General features: G+C 74.0%; 13 protein-coding genes. 5 read left to right on the forward strand and 8 right to left on the reverse strand.

What is annotated here, in order from left to right:
* Entirely contained in the window at positions 1–1,128 is a 1,128-nt protein-coding gene (locus tag ACYVJ4_RS03820) for an acyl-CoA dehydrogenase family protein (RefSeq protein ID WP_460458781.1), read from the forward strand.
* Here ACYVJ4_RS03820 and ACYVJ4_RS03825 read toward each other — a convergent pair.
* On the reverse strand, positions 1,125–2,768 hold the full coding sequence (locus ACYVJ4_RS03825) for an AMP-binding protein (RefSeq protein WP_460458782.1): 1,644 nt from the start codon (positions 2,766–2,768) through the stop codon (positions 1,125–1,127). The genes ACYVJ4_RS03820 and ACYVJ4_RS03825 overlap by 4 nt on opposite strands.
* Positions 2,769–2,856: 88 nt before the next feature.
* On the opposite strand from ACYVJ4_RS03825, the gene ACYVJ4_RS03830 reads away from it, so the two are divergent.
* Positions 2,857–3,774: a PaaX family transcriptional regulator gene (locus ACYVJ4_RS03830; protein ID WP_460458783.1), complete on the forward strand. Its 918-nt coding sequence runs from the start codon at positions 2,857–2,859 to the stop codon at positions 3,772–3,774.
* On the opposite strand, the gene ACYVJ4_RS03835 is transcribed toward ACYVJ4_RS03830, so the two are convergent.
* The 5 genes from ACYVJ4_RS03835 to ACYVJ4_RS03855 are packed head-to-tail and all read right to left on the reverse strand — an operon-like array spanning position 3,716 to position 8,819.
* Positions 3,716–4,108: a RidA family protein gene (locus tag ACYVJ4_RS03835; RefSeq protein ID WP_460458784.1), complete on the reverse strand. Its 393-nt coding sequence runs from the start codon at positions 4,106–4,108 to the stop codon at positions 3,716–3,718. The genes ACYVJ4_RS03830 and ACYVJ4_RS03835 overlap by 59 nt on opposite strands.
* On the reverse strand, positions 4,105–4,875 hold the full coding sequence (locus ACYVJ4_RS03840) for an SDR family NAD(P)-dependent oxidoreductase (RefSeq protein WP_460458785.1): 771 nt from the start codon (positions 4,873–4,875) through the stop codon (positions 4,105–4,107). Before ACYVJ4_RS03840 ends, ACYVJ4_RS03835 begins: the two co-directional genes overlap by 4 nt.
* Before the next feature lie 10 nt (positions 4,876–4,885).
* Complete coding sequence (gene arc, locus ACYVJ4_RS03845) at positions 4,886–6,628, reverse strand: proteasome ATPase (protein WP_460458786.1); 1,743 nt, start codon at positions 6,626–6,628, stop codon at positions 4,886–4,888.
* 39 nt (positions 6,629–6,667) lie between these two features.
* Positions 6,668–7,651: a tRNA (adenine-N1)-methyltransferase gene (locus ACYVJ4_RS03850; RefSeq protein ID WP_460458787.1), complete on the reverse strand. Its 984-nt coding sequence runs from the start codon at positions 7,649–7,651 to the stop codon at positions 6,668–6,670.
* A 37-nt stretch (positions 7,652–7,688) separates the two neighbouring features.
* Positions 7,689–8,819, reverse strand: coding sequence for a site-2 protease family protein (locus ACYVJ4_RS03855; protein WP_460458788.1), 1,131 nt, complete (start codon positions 8,817–8,819; stop codon positions 7,689–7,691).
* An 87-nt stretch (positions 8,820–8,906) separates the two neighbouring features.
* On the opposite strand from ACYVJ4_RS03855, the gene ACYVJ4_RS03860 reads away from it, so the two are divergent.
* The 3 genes from ACYVJ4_RS03860 to ACYVJ4_RS03870 all read left to right on the forward strand — a co-directional run bounded on the left by ACYVJ4_RS03860 (position 8,907) and on the right by ACYVJ4_RS03870 (position 13,328).
* Positions 8,907–9,818 carry a RecB family exonuclease gene (locus ACYVJ4_RS03860; protein ID WP_460458789.1) on the forward strand — a complete coding sequence of 304 codons (912 nt, stop codon included), beginning with the start codon at positions 8,907–8,909 and terminating at the stop codon, positions 9,816–9,818.
* A 196-nt stretch (positions 9,819–10,014) separates the two neighbouring features.
* The gene (locus tag ACYVJ4_RS03865; RefSeq protein WP_460458811.1) at positions 10,015–10,797 is read left to right on the forward strand and encodes an ABC transporter ATP-binding protein; all 783 of its coding nucleotides are present in this window, start codon (positions 10,015–10,017) and stop codon (positions 10,795–10,797) included.
* Positions 10,797–13,328 (forward strand): ABC transporter permease, encoded by a 2,532-nt coding sequence (locus tag ACYVJ4_RS03870; RefSeq protein WP_460458790.1) that lies wholly within the window; start codon positions 10,797–10,799, stop codon positions 13,326–13,328. Before ACYVJ4_RS03865 ends, ACYVJ4_RS03870 begins: the two co-directional genes overlap by 1 nt.
* Before the next feature lie 16 nt (positions 13,329–13,344).
* Here the strand turns inward: ACYVJ4_RS03870 and ACYVJ4_RS03875 are convergent, their stop codons facing one another.
* Together ACYVJ4_RS03875 and metH are read right to left on the reverse strand one after the other, a co-directional pair.
* Positions 13,345–14,040, reverse strand: coding sequence for an HAD family hydrolase (locus ACYVJ4_RS03875; RefSeq protein ID WP_460458791.1), 696 nt, complete (start codon positions 14,038–14,040; stop codon positions 13,345–13,347).
* On the reverse strand, positions 14,030–17,569 hold the full coding sequence (metH, locus tag ACYVJ4_RS03880; RefSeq protein WP_460458792.1) for a methionine synthase: 3,540 nt from the start codon (positions 17,567–17,569) through the stop codon (positions 14,030–14,032). The genes ACYVJ4_RS03875 and metH overlap by 11 nt, the downstream gene beginning before the upstream one ends.
* Between the last annotated feature and the right edge of the window lie 105 nt (positions 17,570–17,674).

A 17,674-nucleotide genomic window follows, 5' to 3' on the forward strand; every position in this document is an offset into this window, starting at 1 on the left:
GTGGCCTGGGACCTCGAGCCCGAGCAGCACGAGCTGGTGGCGCACGCCCGCGCCGTCGCGCGGGACGAGCTGGTGCCGCTGGCGGCTGCGGGCGAGCCGGGTCGGGTCAACCGCCCGCTGCTGCGGCGCCTGGGCGAGCTCGGCCTGCTCGGTCGGCTGTTCCCCGGCGCGGGCACCACCCGCGAGGCCGCGGCTCTCGACCTCTGCCTGCTGCGCGAGGCGCTGGCCGTCGAGTGCACGGAGGCCGAGACCGCGCTGGCCCTGCAGGGACTGGGCGCGTACCCGGTGCTGCAGAGCGGCTCGGACGCGCAGGTGCGTCGCTGGATCCCGGCGGTGGCGAGCGGCGAGGCGGTGGCCGCCTTCGCGCTCACCGAGCCCGAGGCCGGCAGCGACGCGGGAGCGCTGCAGCTGCGCGCCGACGCGGACGGCGACGGCTGGCGGCTGACCGGCACCAAGGTCTGGATCTCGAACGCCCCGCAGGCCGACGTCTACACGGTGTTCGCCCGCACCACCCCCGGTGCCGGGTCGCGCGGAGTGAGCGCGTTCGTCGTCCCGGCCGACCGCGACGGCGTGGGCGGCGAACCGCTCGACCTGCTCTCGCCGCACCCGATCGGCCGGCTGGTCCTCGACGGGGTGCGGGTCGAGCCGGACGAGCTGCTGGGCGAGCGCGACCGCGGCTTCGCCGTGGCCATGCGCACGCTGGACCTTTTCCGCCCCAGCGTCGGGGCGTTCGCGGTCGGCATGGCGCAGGCCGCCCTCGAGGCCGCGGTGGCGCACACGCGCACCCGGACGGCGTTCGGCGGGCCGCTGGTGGCGCAGCAGTCGGTCGCCCACCGGCTGGCCGAGATGGCGGTGCGCACCCAGTCCGCCCGGCTGCTCGTCTACCAGGCGGCCGCCGCCTACGACGAGGGCCGCCCCGGTGTCACGTCGCGGGCCGCGATGGCCAAGCTCGCGGCCACCGAGGCGGCGCAGTGGGTCGTCGACCAGTCGGTGCAGCTGCACGGCGCCCGCGCGCTCCAGCGCGGGCACCTGCTCGAGCACCTCTACCGCGAGGTGCGCGCGCCGCGGATCTACGAGGGCGCGAGCGACGTCCAGCTCGGCATCATCGCGCGCGAGCTGCTGCGCTAGCCGTTCTGCCGCAACCGGAACCGCTGGAGCTTGCCGGTGCTGGTGCGTGGCAGCTCGGCCACGAACTCCACCACGCGCGGGTACTTGTAGGGCGCGATGGTGGCCTTGGTGTGGTCCTGCAGCACCCGCACCAGGGCGGGGTCGCCGACCACGCCGTCGCGCAGGACGACGAAGGCCGAGACGACCTGCCCGCGGTCGGCGTCCGGCGTCCCCACCACGGCCACCTCCGCGACGTCGGGATGGCGCATCAGCGCCTCCTCGACCTCGGGCGCGGCGATGTTGTAGCCGGCCGAGATGATCATGTCGTCGCTGCGCGCCTGGTACCAGAAGTACCCGTCCTCGTCCTGGCGGTAGGTGTCGCCGGTGACGTTCCAGCCGCCCTGCACGTAGACGGCCTGCCGGTCGTCGGCCAGGTAGCGGCAGCCGGTGGGCCCCTTCACCGCGAGCCGCCCGACCTCCCCGGCCGGCAGCGGCTCGCCGTCGTCGCCGAGCACCGTCGCGACGTACCCGGGCACGGCGCGACCGGTGGCGCCGGGCCGGACGTCGTCGTCCGCGGCCGAGATGAAGATGTGCAGCATCTCGGTGGACCCCAGGCCGTCGATGATGCGCACCCCGGTGGCGTCGTGGAACGCCTGCCAGGTGCCGGCCGACAGGTGCTCGCCCGCGGACACGCACCGCCGCAACGAGGCCAGCCGCTCGGGGCGGCCCGCCGCGACCATCGCGCGGTAGGCCGTCGGGGCGGTGAAGCAGACCGTCACGCCGTGGGCGGCCACCAGGTCGGCCAGCTGGTCCGGCGACGCCTTCTCGACCAGCAGGGTGCTGGCGCCGACGCGCAGCGGGAACACCACCAGCCCGCCCAGCCCGAAGGTGAAGGCCAGCGGCGGGGTGCCGGTGAACACGTCGTCCGGCACCGGCTTCAGGACGTGCCGCGAGAAGGTGTCGGCGTTCGCCAGGACGTCGCGATGGAAGTGCATCGTCGCCTTGGGCCGTCCGGTCGTGCCGGACGTGAACGCCAGCAGGGCGACGTCGTCGGCCGCGGTCGCCACCGGCTCGAAGGTCGTGGCCCGGGACGACGACCGCTGCACCAGGTCGTCGTCCGCGGTGCCGCCGTAGGCGACCACGGGCACGCCGAGCTCTGCCGCCACGAGGTCGTCCAGGAACCGGTGGTCGCACAGCGCGAGGTCGACCCGCGCGATCTCGTGCACGGTGCGCAGCTCGCCCGGCCGCAGCAGCGGCATCGTCGTCACGACGACCCCACCGGCCCGCAGCACCGCGAACCAGCAGGCCACCAACCACGGGGCGTTCGGGCCGCGCAGCAGGACGCGCTGGCCCGGCACGAGGCCGAGGTCGTCGACGAGCACGTGAGCGACCTGGGCCGCGTGCGTCGCCAGGTCGTCGTAGGTCCAGGTCGTGCCGTCCGGCGCGAGCAGGCACGGACGGTCGCCGCCGTGCTCTGCCACGGTCGTGTCCAGCAGCTCGACGGCCGCGTTCAACCGGTCGGGGTACTGCAGCTCGGGCCGGTCGAAGACCAGGTCGGGCCAGCTGCCGGCCGGCGGCAGGTGGTCGCGGCAGAACGTGTCGACGTGGGCCGACGGGCTCAGCCCGAGCGGGTGCGCGGTCGTCGCGTGCGGGTCCGTCACGACCGCCAGTATTCCTCTTTCGTGACGAGGATCAAGAGATCGCGACACCTGGCAGCGCCCGTGAGCCCGGCGCCACTATCGTGCACGCGTGACGACCGACAAGGGGCCGGGATCGAGCCGGCTGCCGGCGCCGCAGCCGCGCGCCCTGATCGTGACGGTCTACGGCTTGTACGCCCGCGAGACCGCCGGCTGGCTCGCGGTCTCGACCCTCATCCGGCTGATGGACGGCGCGGGCGTCGACGAGCCGGCCGTGCGGTCGGCGATCTCGCGCCTGAAGCGGCGCGGGGTCCTGGTGGCCCGGGCCCGCCGCGGCGTGGCCGGCTACCAGCTGTCCGAGCAGGGCCGGCGGATCCTGGCCGAGGGCGACCAGCGCATCTTCCGCCGCACCCGCGCCGGCCGGGACGACGGCTGGGTGCTGGCGGTGTTCAGCGTGCCCGAGAGCGAGCGGCGGCGCCGCCACCAGCTGCGCTCGCGCCTGTCGTGGTTGGGCTACGGCACCGTCTCGGCCGGCGTCTGGGTGGCGCCCGCGCACCTGGCGGACGAGACCGCGCAGGTGCTCGAGCGGCACGACCTCACCGCCTACGTCGACCTCTTCCGGGCCCAGCACCTGGGCTTCGGCGACGTGCGGGCCGAGGTCGGCGCGTGGTGGGACCTGGACGAGCTGGCCCGGCTCTACGCCGAGTTCGTGGCGGTGCACGCCCCGGTGCTGCGCCGCTGGCAGCGGCGCCGGGGCACCGACGACGCCGTGGCCTTCGCCGACTACGTCACCGCGCTGACGGCCTGGCGGCGGCTGCCCTTCCTCGACCCGGGGCTGCCGCTCGAGCTGCTGCCGGGCCGGTGGCCCGGGGTGCGCGCGGGCGAGCTGTTCGACGCGCTGCAGGACCGGCTGGCCGAGCCGGCGCACCGGCACCTCGCGCAGGTGCTGGCCAACGGCTCGGGTCAGCCGGTCACAGGATCGCCAGGCCCTGCAGCTCGACCAGCGCGTCGTCGTCCCAGAGCCGGCTGATCCCGATGCCGGCGCTGGCCGGGTAGTCGGTGCCCACGAGCCGCCGCCAGACCTGACCGATCTCGCGGGCCCGAGCCCGGTAGCCGGCCAGGTCGACGCAGTAGATGGTGAGGCCGGCCAGCTGGTCCGGCCGCCCGCCGGCGGCGGCGAGCGCGGTGAGCAGGTTCGTGAGCGCCTGCTCGAACTGCGCCACGACGTCGGCGCCCACGACCCGGCCCTCGGCGTCGAGCGCCGTCTGCCCGGCCAGGACGACGACCCGGCCCTCGCCCACGACGGCGTGCGAGAAGCCGGACGGCGGGGCCAGCTCGGGCGGGTTGACGCGTTCGAGGCTCATGCGGCGGGGGTCCCTCCGTCGACGACGACGGCCTGCCCCGTGCGCGAGCCGTCGTCCAGCAGGGCGAGGACGACGTCGGCGACCTCGTCCGTGGTCACCAGCCGGCGGCCGGGCTGCTTGGCGGCCAGCGCGGCCCGGGCCTGCTCCTCGCTGCGCCCGGTCGCCGCCACGATGCCGGCGACCGTGGCGTCGGTCATGGGGGTGTCGACGTAGCCCGGGCACACGGCGTCGACCGTGATGCCGGTGCCCTCCAGCTCGGCGGCCGCCGAGCGCACCAGGCCCAGCAGGCCGTGCTTGCTCGCGCTGTAGGCCGCGATGTACGGCTCGCCCACCAGCGCGGCGACCGACGCCACCGCCACCACGCGGCCGTCCCCGGCGACGCGCATGCCCGGCAGCACGCGGCGCAGCACGCGGAACGGCGCGGTGAGGTTGAGCTCGAGCGCGCGCTGCCAGTCCTCGTCGCTCGTGCGCTCGACGCGGGCCGACGTCCCGGCCCCGGCGTTCAGCACCAGGTCGCGCACGGGACCCCACCCGGCCTCGACCGCGTCGACCACGGCGTCGGCCGCGCCGGCGTCGGTGAGGTCGGCCGGGACGACGAGCGTGGGCCCGCTGCAGGCCCGCGCGGTCTCGGCGAGCTGGTCGGCGCTGCGCGCGGTCAGGGCGACCCGGCGTCCGGCGGCGCTGAGCCGCACCGCCACGGTGCGGCCGATGCCACGGCCCGCCCCGGTGACCAGCGCGACCCGCAGGTCGTCGGACGACGTCGGCACGGACGCGGGCTCAGAGGTACTGGCCGGTGTTGGCGACCGTGTCGATCGCGCGCCCGGGCTCGGTGCCCTGCTTGCCGGTGATGAGCGTGCGGATGTAGACGATCCGCTCGCCCTTCTTGCCCGAGATCCGCGCCCAGTCGTCGGGGTTGGTGGTGTTCGGCAGGTCCTCGTTCTCCTTGAACTCGTCGACGCACGCGTCCAGCAGGTGCTCGACGCGGATGCCGCGCTGGTTCGTGGTGAGGAAGTCCTTGATGGCCGACTTCTTGGCCCGGTCGACGATGTTCTGCACCATGGCGCCGGAGTTGAAGTCCTTGAAGTACAGGATCTCCTTGTCGCCGTTGGCGTAGGTGACCTCCAGGAAGCGGTTCTCGTCGATCTCGGAGTACATGCGCTCGACGGTGCGCTGGATCATCGCCTCGACCGTGGCCTGGGGCGACCCGCCGTTCTCGGCGAGGTCGCGCTCGTGCAGCGGCAGGTCGGCGGTGAGGTACTTGGTGAAGATGTCGCGCGAGGCCTCGGCGTCCGGGCGCTCGATCTTGATCTTCACGTCGAGCCGGCCCGGGCGCAGGATGGCGGGGTCGATCATGTCCTCGCGGTTCGAGGCGCCGATCACGATGACGTTCTCGAGCCGCTCGACGCCGTCGATCTCGGACAGCAGCTGCGGCACGATCGTGGTCTCGACGTCCGAGCTGACGCCCGACCCTCTGGTGCGGAAGAGCGAGTCCATCTCGTCGAAGAACACGACGACGGGCGTGCCGTCGCTGGCCTTCTCGCGGGCCCGCTGGAAGATCAGCCGGATGTGCCGCTCGGTCTCGCCGACGTACTTGTTGAGCAGCTCGGGGCCTTTGATGTTCAAGAAGTAGGACTTGCCCAGCGGCTGGCCGCTCAGCTCGGCGACCTTGCGGGCCAGGGACGACGCCACCGCCTTGGCGATCAGCGTCTTGCCGCAGCCGGGCGGGCCGTACAGCAGCACCCCCTTGGGCGGGCGCAGGTGGTGCTCGCGGAACAGCTCGGGGTGCAGGTAGGGCAGCTCGACCGCGTCGCGGATCTGGTCGATCTGGCCGCCGAGCCCGCCGATGTCCTCGTACGCGATGTCGGGGACCTCCTCGAGCACGAGCTCCTCGACCTCGGCCTTCGGGATCCGCTCGTAGACGAAGCCGGCGCGCGCATCGATCAGCAGGCCGTCGCCGATGCGCATCTTCTGCTCGCGCAGGGCGTCGGCGACCCGGGCCACGCGCTCCTCGTCGGCGTGGCCGACCACGAGCACGCGGTCCTCGCCCAGGATCTCCTTGAGCATGACGACCTCGCCGACCCGCTCGAACCCGCGGGCCTGCACGACGTTGAGGGCCTCGTTGAGCAGCACCTCGCGGCCGGGCACGAGGTCGGCGTCCTCCACGGTCGGGCTCACCGCGACGCGCATCTTGCGCCCGCCGGTGAGCACGTCGACCGTGCCCTCGGGGCCGACCTCGACGATCGTGCCGAAGCCGGACGGCGGCTGGGCCAGCCGGTCGACCTCGGACTTCAGGGTGACGATCTGCTCGCGCGCCTCCTTCAGGGTGCGCACCAGCCGCTCGTTCTGCGACGCCGTGGTCTCGAGCGTGGTCTGCAGCTGCGAGAGCCGGGCCTCGAGCGCGTGGACGCGGTCGGGCGACGTCGCGACGCGCCGCCGCAGGACGGCGACCTCGTCCTCGAGCGCGCGGACCTGGCGCAGCAGGTCGGCCGACGAGCGGCCGGCCGGGTCGTTCTCCGTCATGGTGCGCACCTCCCCCACCAGGGACTCTTGAGAACGACACTAACCCGAGCCGGCCTCCTCGACCGACTCGGAAACGCCGATGTCGCGCCGGACCCTGCGCACCTTCTTGTCCGACACCGGGCGCTCCCCGAGGTCCTCGGCGGTCCAGTCGCCGTCGTAGGAGCCCTTGGCCGGGCGACGGCGCCGCTCGGGCGGCTCGACGCCGTCCGCCAGCCGACGGGTGGTGACGAGGAACCCGGTGTGGCCCACCATCCGGTGCTGCGGCCGCACCGCCAGCCCCTCGAGGTGCCAGCCGCGGACCATCGACTCCCAGGCCGCGGGCTCGGTGAACGCGCCGTGCTCGCGCGCGGCCTCGGTGACCCGCGAGAGCTGGGTGACGGTGGCGACGTAGCAGATCAGCACCCCGCCGGGCGCGAGCGCGTGCGCCGCGGCGTCCAGGCAGTCCCACGGCGCGAGCATGTCGAGCACGACGCGGTCGACCGTGCCGGCCTCGACCTGCTGGGGCAGCAGCTCGGCCAGGTCGGCGACCTCGAGCTGCCAGGCCGGGTGCGGCCCGCCGAAGAAGGCCTCGACGTTGCCGCGCGCGATGGCCGCGAAGTCCGGGCGGCGCTCGACGCTGAGCAGGTGGCCGTCGTCGCCGACCGCGCGCAGCAGGCTCATGGTCAGCGCACCCGACCCGACGCCCGCCTCGACGACGCGCGCGCCCGGGTAGATGTCGGCCATCGCGACGACCTGGCCGGCGTCCTTGGGGTAGACGACCGCGGCGCCGCGCGGCATCGACAGCACGTAGTCGGCGAGCAGCGGCCGCAGGGCGAGGTACTGCACGCCGGCGGTGTTGGTGACGACGCTGCCCTCGGGGGCGTCGATCAGCGCCTCGTGCGCGAACCACCCGGCGTGGGTGTGGAACTGGCGCCCGGGCTGCAGCGTGATGGTGTGCAGGCGGCCCTTCGGGTCGGTCAGCTGCACGCGGTCGCCCTCGGCGAACGGGCCGCGGCGGCGGCTGGCACCGGTGGCAGGGCTCATGGCGCGCGAGTCTACGGGCGGCCGCCCGGGTGCTCGGTCAGCGGCCCGTGAGAGCCGCGACGACCGGACCGGAGTCGGCGAGCCCCACCACGCGACCGGCCTCGTCGACGACGACCAGCGCGGGCGCGGACGTCGTCGCGAGCAGCCGCAGCACCGCGTCCCCCGACTCCCCGCGGCGCACCACGGCCGCCGTCAAGGTGGTCATCACGGCGGCGAGCGGGGTGCCGGGTGCGGGCGGCTGGGCCGAGCGGGCGAGCGCGTCGGCGTCGGCCTGCCGCAGCAGCCCGACCGGCATCCCGGCCGGGTCGACCGCGACGGCGTGGCCGGTGGCGCCCAGGTCGGCGCGCTGCCAGTCGGCCGAGCCGACGGCGTAGCCGGTGGCGGCCTCGGTGTAGCGGGCGAGGTCGAGCCGCTCGGCGCCGCGGCGCAGCCGACCCAGGGCGACGGCCGCGCCGGCTCCCTGCCACAGCAGCGCGGCGATCATCAGCGACCAGACCAGCGTGAAGGCGCTCGGACGTCGTCCGGAGAGCAGGGGCAGCCCGATGCCCCACAGCACGACCGCGACGGCGACCACGCGGCCGCACCAGCCCGCCGCGAGGGTGCCGGCCCAGCGTCGTCCGCCGACGGCCCAGACCAGCGACTCGACCACCCGGCCGCCGTCGAGCGGCAGGCCGGGTGCCAGGTTGAAGACCGCCACGAAGGCGTTGCTGAAGACCAGGGCGACCGCGAGCAACCGCGGCACGCCCCCGGGCTGGAGCGCCGGCAGCACGAGCAGGCCCAGCCCGGCCAGGGCCCCGTTGGCGAGCGGGCCGACCACCGCGACCAGCGCGCTGCGGCCCGGGGTGGGGGCGTCGTCCGTGAACTGGGTGTGGCCGCCCCAGAGGTCGGCCACGACCTCCTGCACCGGCAGCCCCAGCGCGCGGGCGGTGAGCGCGTGCGCGAACTCGTGCACGAGCACCGAGACCAGCAGCAGCACGGCGTAGGCGGCGGCGACCAGGTAGGTGGTGGGGGCGACCAGGCCGACGGCGCCCTCGACCTGGGGCGCGAACACCACCACCACGACCACCGCGACGACGAACCAGGACGGCGCGAGGTAGACCGGCACGCCGGCCAGCCGGCCCAGCGAGATGCCGGGACGTCGGCCGGCGACCGGTGGGCGGGGGCTCACCCCCTGATCGTAGGTGCGGGGATGCGCGGACCGGGACGCGGCCGCGCCTGACCGGGGCTGTCGGACGCGACGCCTACAGTGCTGGGCATGGTCGAGACCACGGCGGAGCAGGCGGTCGGGCGGGCGCACGGCGAGCCCGAGCCGGGCGTGCTGCGCGCGGCGCTCTCGCCGAGCCGGGCGGCCGACTTCATGCAGTGCCCGCTGCTCTACCGGTTCCGCGTGGTCGACCGGCTCGCCGAGGCCCCGAGCCCGGCCGCGGTCCGCGGCACCGTCGTGCACAGCGTGCTCGAGAAGCTGTTCGACCTGCCGGCCGCCGAGCGCACGCTGGCCGCCGCCCGCGAGCTGCTGCGCCCGCGCTGGGAGGCCCTGCTCGAGGCCGAGCCCGAGCTGTCCGCGCTGTTCCCGGACGACGACGGCGACGCGCTCGCGCAGTGGCTGGCCTCGGCCGACCTGCTGGTCGAGCGGTGGTTCTCGCTCGAGGACCCCACGCGGCTCGAGCCGGCCGAGCGCGAGCTCTACGTCGAGACCACGCTCGACGACGGGCTCGTGCTGCGCGGCTACGTCGACCGGCTCGACGTCGCGCCCACCGGCGAGCTGAGGGTCGTCGACTACAAGACGGGCAAGGCGCCGCCCGAGCTGTTCGAGGCCAAGGCGATGTTCCAGATGCGGTTCTACGCGCTGGTGCTCTGGCGCACGCGCGGCGTGGTGCCGCGCCTGCTGCAGCTGGTCTACCTCGGCGACGGCCAGGTGCTGCGGTACTCCCCCGACGAGCGCGACCTGCTGGCCACCGAGCGCAAGGTACGGGCGCTGTGGGAGGCCATCGAGCGCGCCGCCACCACCGGCGACTGGCGGCCGAGCCGCTCGCGGCTGTGCGACTGGTGCGACCACCGCGCCATCTGCCCCGAGTGGGGCGGCACGCCGCCGCCGCTGCCCGAGCAGTCCGTGGCGCGAGCGCTCGACCCCGCCGTCGCCGGCCGCGACACCGCCGAGACCGAGTAGTCCCCAGCGGTCCGCGGCCACGTCTCGGGGTGCGGCTCAGGGTCGAGCCAGGGTGATACCCGGTCGCCCCGACCACCCCCGGCCCGCCACGATCGTCTCGGGCACCCGACGGGGGTGACCCGGGCACGAGGGGTGGAGCAGGGTGGACACGCACGCAGAGCACGAGGCCGGCACGCAGCTCGGGAGGGCGCAGGTCATGACGCAGGTGCAGCAGGAGCAGAGCCCGGTGGGCGACGGGTCCGACGCGGTCGCGAGCGCGCGCGGGCTGGTCAAGGTCTACGGCCGGGGCGAGGCCGAGGTGCGCGCCCTCGACGGGGTCGACGTCGACCTCGGTCGCGGGCGGTTCACGGCCATCCTCGGGCCGTCCGGCTCGGGCAAGTCGACCCTCATGCACTGCATGGCGGCGCTCGACACCCCGACGTCCGGCAGCGTCGTCATCGACGGCGTCGAGGTCTCCGGCCTGCGCGACAAGGCGCTGACGAAGCTGCGCCGCGAGCGCGTGGGCTTCGTGTTCCAGTCGTTCAACCTGGTGCCGACGCTGACCGCGCGCGAGAACATCACCCTGCCGATGGACATCGCCGGCACCAAGGTCGACCGCGCGTGGCTCGACACCGTCGTCGACACCGTGGGCCTGCGCGACCGGCTCTCGCACCGCCCGAGCGAGCTGTCCGGCGGGCAGCAGCAGCGCGTCGCGTGCGCCCGCGCCCTGGCCAGCCGCCCGGCGATCGTGTTCGCCGACGAGCCCACCGGCAACCTCGACTCGCGCGCCAGCGCCGAGATCCTGGGGTTCCTGCGCCGATCGGTCGACGAGTTCGGCCAGTCGATCGTCATCGTCACCCACGACCCGGTGGCGGCTGGCTACGCCGACCGCGCCCTCTTCCTCGCCGACGGGCGGATCGTCGACGAGATGCACCAGCCGACCGCCGACGCCGTCCTGGACCGGATGAAGGGCTTCGACGGCGTGGGGCGGCGGTCCTGATGCTGCGCCTCACCCTCAAGGGCGTGCGCGGGCACCTGGTGCGCTTCCTGCTCACCACGTTGTCCGTCATGCTCGGCGTCGCCTTCGTGGCCGGCACCTTCGTGCTGAGCGACAGCCTCAAGGCCACGTTCGACCAGATCTCCGCCGGCATCACCGCCGGCACCGACGTGCTGGTGCGCGGCGAGGCGGTCAACAGCGGGGTCGCCGACTCCGGGGACCTGCGCCAGCCGATCCCGTTGTCCGAGGCGGACGCGATCGCCGCCGTCGACGGCGTCAAGGCGGTGCACCCCGACCTGCAGGGCACCGCGGTGCTCGTCGGCAAGGACGGCACCGCGGTCCGCAGCGGCGGCGCGCCGTCCTTCGGCTTCGCGTTCCGCCCCGACAGCGAGTCGCTGAAGCTCACCGACGGCCGCGCGCCGACATCGGCGGCCGAGGTGGTCGTCGAGGCCGGCACCCTGGAGAAGTCCGGCTGGTCGCTGGGTGACCGGGCCAAGGTCGTCGTCGAGGGCCAGCCGCTCGACGTCACGATCGTCGGCGTCGAGGAGTTCGTGGGCGGCTCGGCCGGCCAGACCATCGTCAGCGTCGACGAGGCCTCGGCCCGCAGGTGGTTCGCCCCCGACGGCACCGTGCAGTCGATGACCGTGCGGGCCGACGACGGCGTCAGCCAGGCCGCGCTGCGCGACCGGGTCGCCGCGGTGCTGCCGCAGGGTCAGGAGGCCATCACCGGCACCGCCTACGCCGACGAGACCAAGTCCGACTTCGCCGACGGCCTGGGCTTCATCAACACCTTCCTGCTGGTGTTCGCGTTCATCAGCCTGCTCGTCGGCGTGTTCATCATCTTCAACACGTTCTCGATGCTGGTGGCCCAGCGCACCCGCGAGCTCGCGCTGCTGCGGGCGGTCGGCGCCGCCCGGGCGCAGGTCGTGCGGGTGGTGCTCGGCGAGGCGGTGGTCATCGGCCTGGTGGGCGGCGGCCTCGGCCTGCTGGCCGGCCTCGGGCTGGCCAAGGGGCTGCAGCTGCTCGTGGGCTCGTTCGGCCTCGAGATCAACAGCGGCCTGCCGGTGCAGCCCAGCACGGTCGCGTGGAGCTTCGTGATCGGGATCGTGGTCACGGTGGCCAGCGCGGTGCTGCCGGCCTGGCGGGCCGGGCGGATCGCGCCCGTCGCCGCCATGCGCGACGAGATCGCGCTGCCCGAGAAGAGCCTGCGCCGCCGCGGCGTGATCGGCCTGGCCATGCTCGTGGTCGGCGCGGCCGTGATGGCCTACGGCGTCACCCAGCTCGAGGGCAACGACGCGGCCAAGGTGCTGGGCGGCGGGGCGTTCCTGGCCTTCATCGGGATGATCGTCGCCGCGCCGCTCATGTCCCGCCCGGTGATCCGGGCGCTCGGCGCGCCGGGGGCGAGGTTCTCGCGCACCGTCGGCAAGATCGCCCGCGACAACACCCTGCGCAACCCGCGCCGGACGTCGACCACCGCCGTCTCGCTGATGATCGGGCTCGCGCTCGTGTCGGCGTTCTCGGTGCTGGCCGCGACGACGAAGGCGTCGATCGACAAGCTGGTCGACGACCAGGTCAAGGCGGACTTCGTCCTCAGCGGCGGCAACTCGCCCTTCGCGAACTCCGTGGCCGACGCCGCCGGCAAGCTGCCGGGCGTGGCCGCGGTGGTCGACCAGGGCGTCGCGCCGCTGCGGATCGGCTCGACCGACACGGTCGGCTCGGCGGTGTCCGGCACCGGCCTGGCCGAGACGGTCGACCTCGTGGTGACCGGCGGCGACATCAGCTCGCTCGACCGCGGCCAGGTGGCGCTGTCGACGACCTTCGCCGACGAGCAGCACCTCGGGGTGGGCGACACGCTGACGGCCACGGTCGGCACGTTGAAGAGCCAGAAGCTCACGGTCGGCGCCGTCTACGAGGACTCGCAGGCGATCGGCACCCAGGTGCTGATCCCCCGCTCCCTGTACGCCAAGGCGGTCCCGGCGGTCTACCAGAAGTCCTACGCCGCGTTCGTCAAGCTGGCGCCCGGGGCCGATGCCGACCAGGTGCGCGCCGAGCTGACCGACCTGGTCAAGCCGCAGCTGGTGGTCTCGGTGCAGGACCGCGAGGAGTTCAAGCAGGCCACGCGCGGGCAGATCAACCAGCTGCTCGGCATCCTCTACGGCCTGCTCGGGCTGTCGGTCATCATCGCGGCGCTGGGCATCGTCAACACGCTGGCGCTGTCGGTGTTCGAGCGCACCCGTGAGATCGGCCTGCTGCGCGCCGTCGGCATGACGCGGCGCCAGCTGCGCCGCACCATCGGCAACGAGGCGGTGCTGACCGCGCTGTTCGGCGCGGTCCTCGGCACGGCGCTGGGCCTGACGCTCGGCGTCCTGCTGCAGCGGGTGCTGAGGGACCAGGGCCTCGACACCCTGTCGCTGCCGTGGGGTCAGGTCGTGGCGACGTTCGTGCTGGCCGGCGTCGTCGGGCTGCTGGCCGCGCTGTGGCCGGCCTGGCGGGCCTCGCGGCTCGACGTCATCCGCGCCGTCTCGAGCGACTAGCGCTGGCCGCGCTGGCTCAGGCCAGCAGGTCGATGGCCTCGCCCGCCGCGATGCGGGCGAGGTCGTCGACCGTGATCTCGGCCAGCGAGTGCGCCCGCGAGCGACCCGGCGCCGCGGGCACCGGCACCACGTGCGGCACGGCGAGCGTGGGGACCCCCGCCGACTCGGCCGAGGTCACACCGGTCTGGCTGTCCTCGACCGCGACGCACTCCCCCGGCGCCACGCCCAGCGCCTCGGCCGCCCGCAGGTAGGGGTCGGGGTGCGGCTTGCCGCGCTCGACCCGGTCGCCGGTCACGACGACGTCGAACGCGCCATCCGGCGCGGCCGCCAGGAAGGTGTCGGCCAGCGCGGTCCACGACATCGTGACCAACGCGCAGGGCACGCCGGCCTCCCCCAGCCGCCCGAGCAGCTCGAGCGCCCCGGGACGCCACGGGACGACGTCCCGCAGCCGGTGCACCACCCCGGCGAGCAGCACGTCGACGATCTCGGCCGGCTCGAGCGGCACGTCGCCGTGCTGCTTGATGTAGTGCGCCGACACCATGAGGTCGTTGCCCACCAACGCCTTCGCGTGCTCGGCGGTCCAGGTGCCGCCGTACGCCTCGACGAGCTGGTGCTCCTCGGCGATCCAGTAGGGCTCGGTGTCGACGAGCGTGCCGTCCATGTCCCACAGGACGGCGGCCGGCAGCCGGCGCGAGGTCGCCTCAGGTGGCATTGAAGTACTTGGCCTCGGGGTGGTGCACCACGATCGCGTCGGTGGACTGCTCGGGGTGCAGCTGCAGCTCCTCGGACAGCGAGACGCCGATCCGCGACGGGTCGAGCAGCTCGACCAGCGCGCGGCGGTCCTCCAGGTCGGGGCAGGCCGGGTAGCCGAACGAGTAGCGCGAGCCGCGGTAGCCCTGGCGCAGGATCGCGCCCAGGTCGTCGCTGTCGTCGCCGCCCAGACCCAGCTCCTCGCGCACGCGGGCGTGCCACATCTCGGCCAGCGCCTCGGTGAGCTGCACCGACAAGCCGTGCAGCTCGAGGTAGTCGCGGTAGGCGTTGGCGGCGTAGAGCTCGGCGGTGCGCCGGGCCACGACCGAGCCCATGGTGACCAGCTGCAGCGCGATGACGTCGGTGCGCCCGCTGTCCTTGGCCGCGAAGAAGTCGGCCAGGCACAGCCGCCGGTCGCGGCGCTGGCGCGGGAAGGTGAACCGCACCCGCTCGCTGCCGGCGTCCGGGCCCTCGTGGTGCAGCAGCACCAGGTCGTTCCCCTCGCTGTAGCAGGGGAAGTAGCCGTACACGACGGCCGCCTCCATCAGGCCCTCGGTGTGCACGCGGTCGAGCCACTCGCGCAGCCGCGGCCGGCCCTCGGTCTCGACCAGCTCGTCGTAGGACGGCCCGTCGCCCCGCGCGCCCTTGAGACCCCACTGGCCGAGGAAGGTCGCGCGCTCGTCCAGGTACGACACGTAGTCGGCGAGGGCCACGCCCTTGACCACCCGGGTGCCCCAGAACGGCGGTTCGGGGACGTCGACGTCGGTCGCGACGTCCGAACGCGTGGTGTCGGGGGTGGTGCTGGGCTCCTCGGTCGTGGCGACCCGGCGCACCCGGCGCTTGCGCAGCTCGGGCAGCGTGTCGCCGAGGCTGAGCTGCGGGTCGGCCTTCGCCTTGGCCACCGCGTCCATGAGGCGCAGCCCCTCGAAGGCGTCGCGGGCGTAGCGCACCTGCCCCTGGTAGATCTCGGCCAGGTCGTCCTCGACGTACGCGCGGGTCAGCGCGGCACCGCCGAGCAGCACCGGCAGGTCGGCCGCGATGCCGCGGGCGTTGATCTCCTGCAGGTTCTCCTTCATCACGACCGTCGACTTCACCAGCAGGCCGCTCATGCCCACGGCGTCGGCGCGGTGCTCCTCGACCGCCCGCAGGATGTCGGCCACCGGCTGCTTGATGCCGATGTTGACGACCTCGTAGCCGTTGTTGGACAAGATGATGTCGACGAGGTTCTTGCCGATGTCGTGGACGTCGCCCTTGACCGTCGCGAGGACGATCGTGGCCTTGCTCTGCCGCCCGCCGCCCTCGGCGCTGCCCTCGATGTGCGGCTCGAGGTGGGCGACCGCCGCCTTCATGACCTCGGCCGACTGCAGCACGAACGGCAGCTGCATCTCGCCCTTGCCGAACAGGTCGCCGACGACGCGCATGCCCTCGAGCAGGTTGTCGTTGATGATGTCGAGCGCGGTCTGCCCGTCGGCCATGGCCTCGTCGAGATCGGCCTCCAGGCCCTTGCGCTCGCCGTCGACGATCCGCCGCGCCAGCCGCTCGGCGAGGGGCAGCGCCAGCAGCTCCTCGGCCCGGCTGGCCTTCAGGCTGGCGGTGTCGACGCCCTCGAACAGCTCCAGGAAGCGCTGCAGCGGGTCGTACTCGACCTGGCCGGACGACGGGTCGCCGTCGACCCAGCGCCGGCGGTCGTGCACGAGGTCGAGCGCCACCCGTCGCTGCTCGTCGTCGATCTTGCTCATCGGCAGGATCTTGGCCGCGTGCACGATCGCGGAGTCCAGGCCGGCCTTGAGGCACTCGTGCAGGAACACCGAGTTGAGCACCACGCGGGCCGCGGGCGACAGGCCGAACGAGACGTTCGACAGGCCCAGCGTGGTCTGCACGTCGGGGTAACGGCGCTTGATCTCGGCGATCGCGCCGATCGTCTCGATGCCGTCGCGACGTGTCTCCTCCTGCCCCGTCGCGATCGGGAAGGTCAGGCAGTCGACGACGATGTCGGAGGTCTGCATCCCCCACTCGCCGGTCAACGTGTCGATCAGCCGGCTGGCGACCGCCACCTTGTGCTCGGTGGTGCGCGCCTGGCCCTGCTCGTCGATGGTCAGGGCGACGACGGCTGCGCCGTGCTCGCGCACCACCGGCATGATCCGGGCGAACCGGCTGTCGGGCCCGTCGCCGTCCTCGTAGTTGACGGAGTTGACGACCGCGCGGCCGCCGAGCAGCTCGAGCCCGGCCTCGACCACGGCCGGCTCGGTGGAGTCCAGCACCAGCGGCAGGGTCGAGCTGGTGGCCAACCGGCTGACGAGCGCCTTCATGTCGTCGACGCCGTCGCGCCCGACGTAGTCGACGCAGACGTCGAGCAGGTGGGCGCCGTCGCGGGTCTGGCTGCGCGCGATCTCGACGCACTCGTCCCACCGCTGCTCGAGCATCGCCTCGCGGAAGGCCTTGGAGCCGTTGGCGTTGGTGCGCTCGCCGATCGAGAGGTACGCGGTGTCCTGCCGGAACGGCACGTGCTGGTAGAGGCTGGCCACGCCGGCCTCGCGGCGCGGACGACGGGTCGCGACCGGCCGGCCGCGGACGGCCTCGACCACGCGCGCCAGGTGCTCGGGCGTGGTGCCGCAGCAGCCGCCGACCAGCCCGAGCCCGAACTCGCGGGTGAACTGGTCGTGGGCGGCAGCCAGCTGGTCGGGGGTCAGCGGGTAGTACGCGCCGTCGCGCGAGAGCTGCGGCAGCCCCGCGTTCGGCATCGCGGTCACCGGGATGCGCGCGTGCTTGGCCAGGTGGCGCAGGTGCTCGCTCATCTCGGTGGGGCCGGTGGCGCAGTTCAGCCCGATGGCGTCGATGCCCAGCGGCTCGAGCGCCGTGAGCGCCGCCCCGATCTCGCTGCCCAGCAGCATGGTGCCGGTGGTCTCGACCGTGACCTGCACCAGCACCGGCAGGTCGACGCCCGCGTCGCGCAGCGCGCGCTTCGTGCCGATGACAGCGGCTTTGGCCTGAAGCAGGTCCTGGGCGGTCTCGACCAGCACCGCGTCGACGCCGCCCTCGACCAGCCCGGCGGCCTGCTCCTGGTACGCGTCGCGCAGCGTGGCGTACGGCGCGTGCCCGAGCGAGGGCAACTTGGTGCCTGGGCCCATCGACCCGAGGACGAACCGCGGCTGGTCGTCGGTGCTCCACGCGTCGGCGGCCTCGCGCGCGATCCGGGCCCCCGCCAGGGCGAGCTCGTGGATGCGGTCGGTGATGTCGTACTCGCCGAGGTTGCCGAGGTTGGCGCCGAAGGTGTTCGTCTCGACCGCGTCGACCCCGACCTCGAAGTACGCGTCGTGCACCGACCGGACGACGTCGGGCCGGGTGGCGTTGAGCACCTCGTTGCAGCCCTCGTGGCCCTCGAAGTCCTCGAGCGAGGGGTCCGCCGCCTGGAGCATGGTGCCCATGGCGCCGTCGGCCACGAGGACGCGCTCGTGCAGCAGGGAGCGGAACAGGTCGGAGCGGCTGCTCATGAGGGACCTTCGTGCCGGGGTTCAGGGAGCGTCGAGCAGGTGCGGCGGAGCGCTGCTCAGTCTACGGGCGCGGCTCGCATCGCGGACGGGCGGTCCACGGGCTGG

Source organism: Angustibacter peucedani (genome assembly GCF_054779595.1).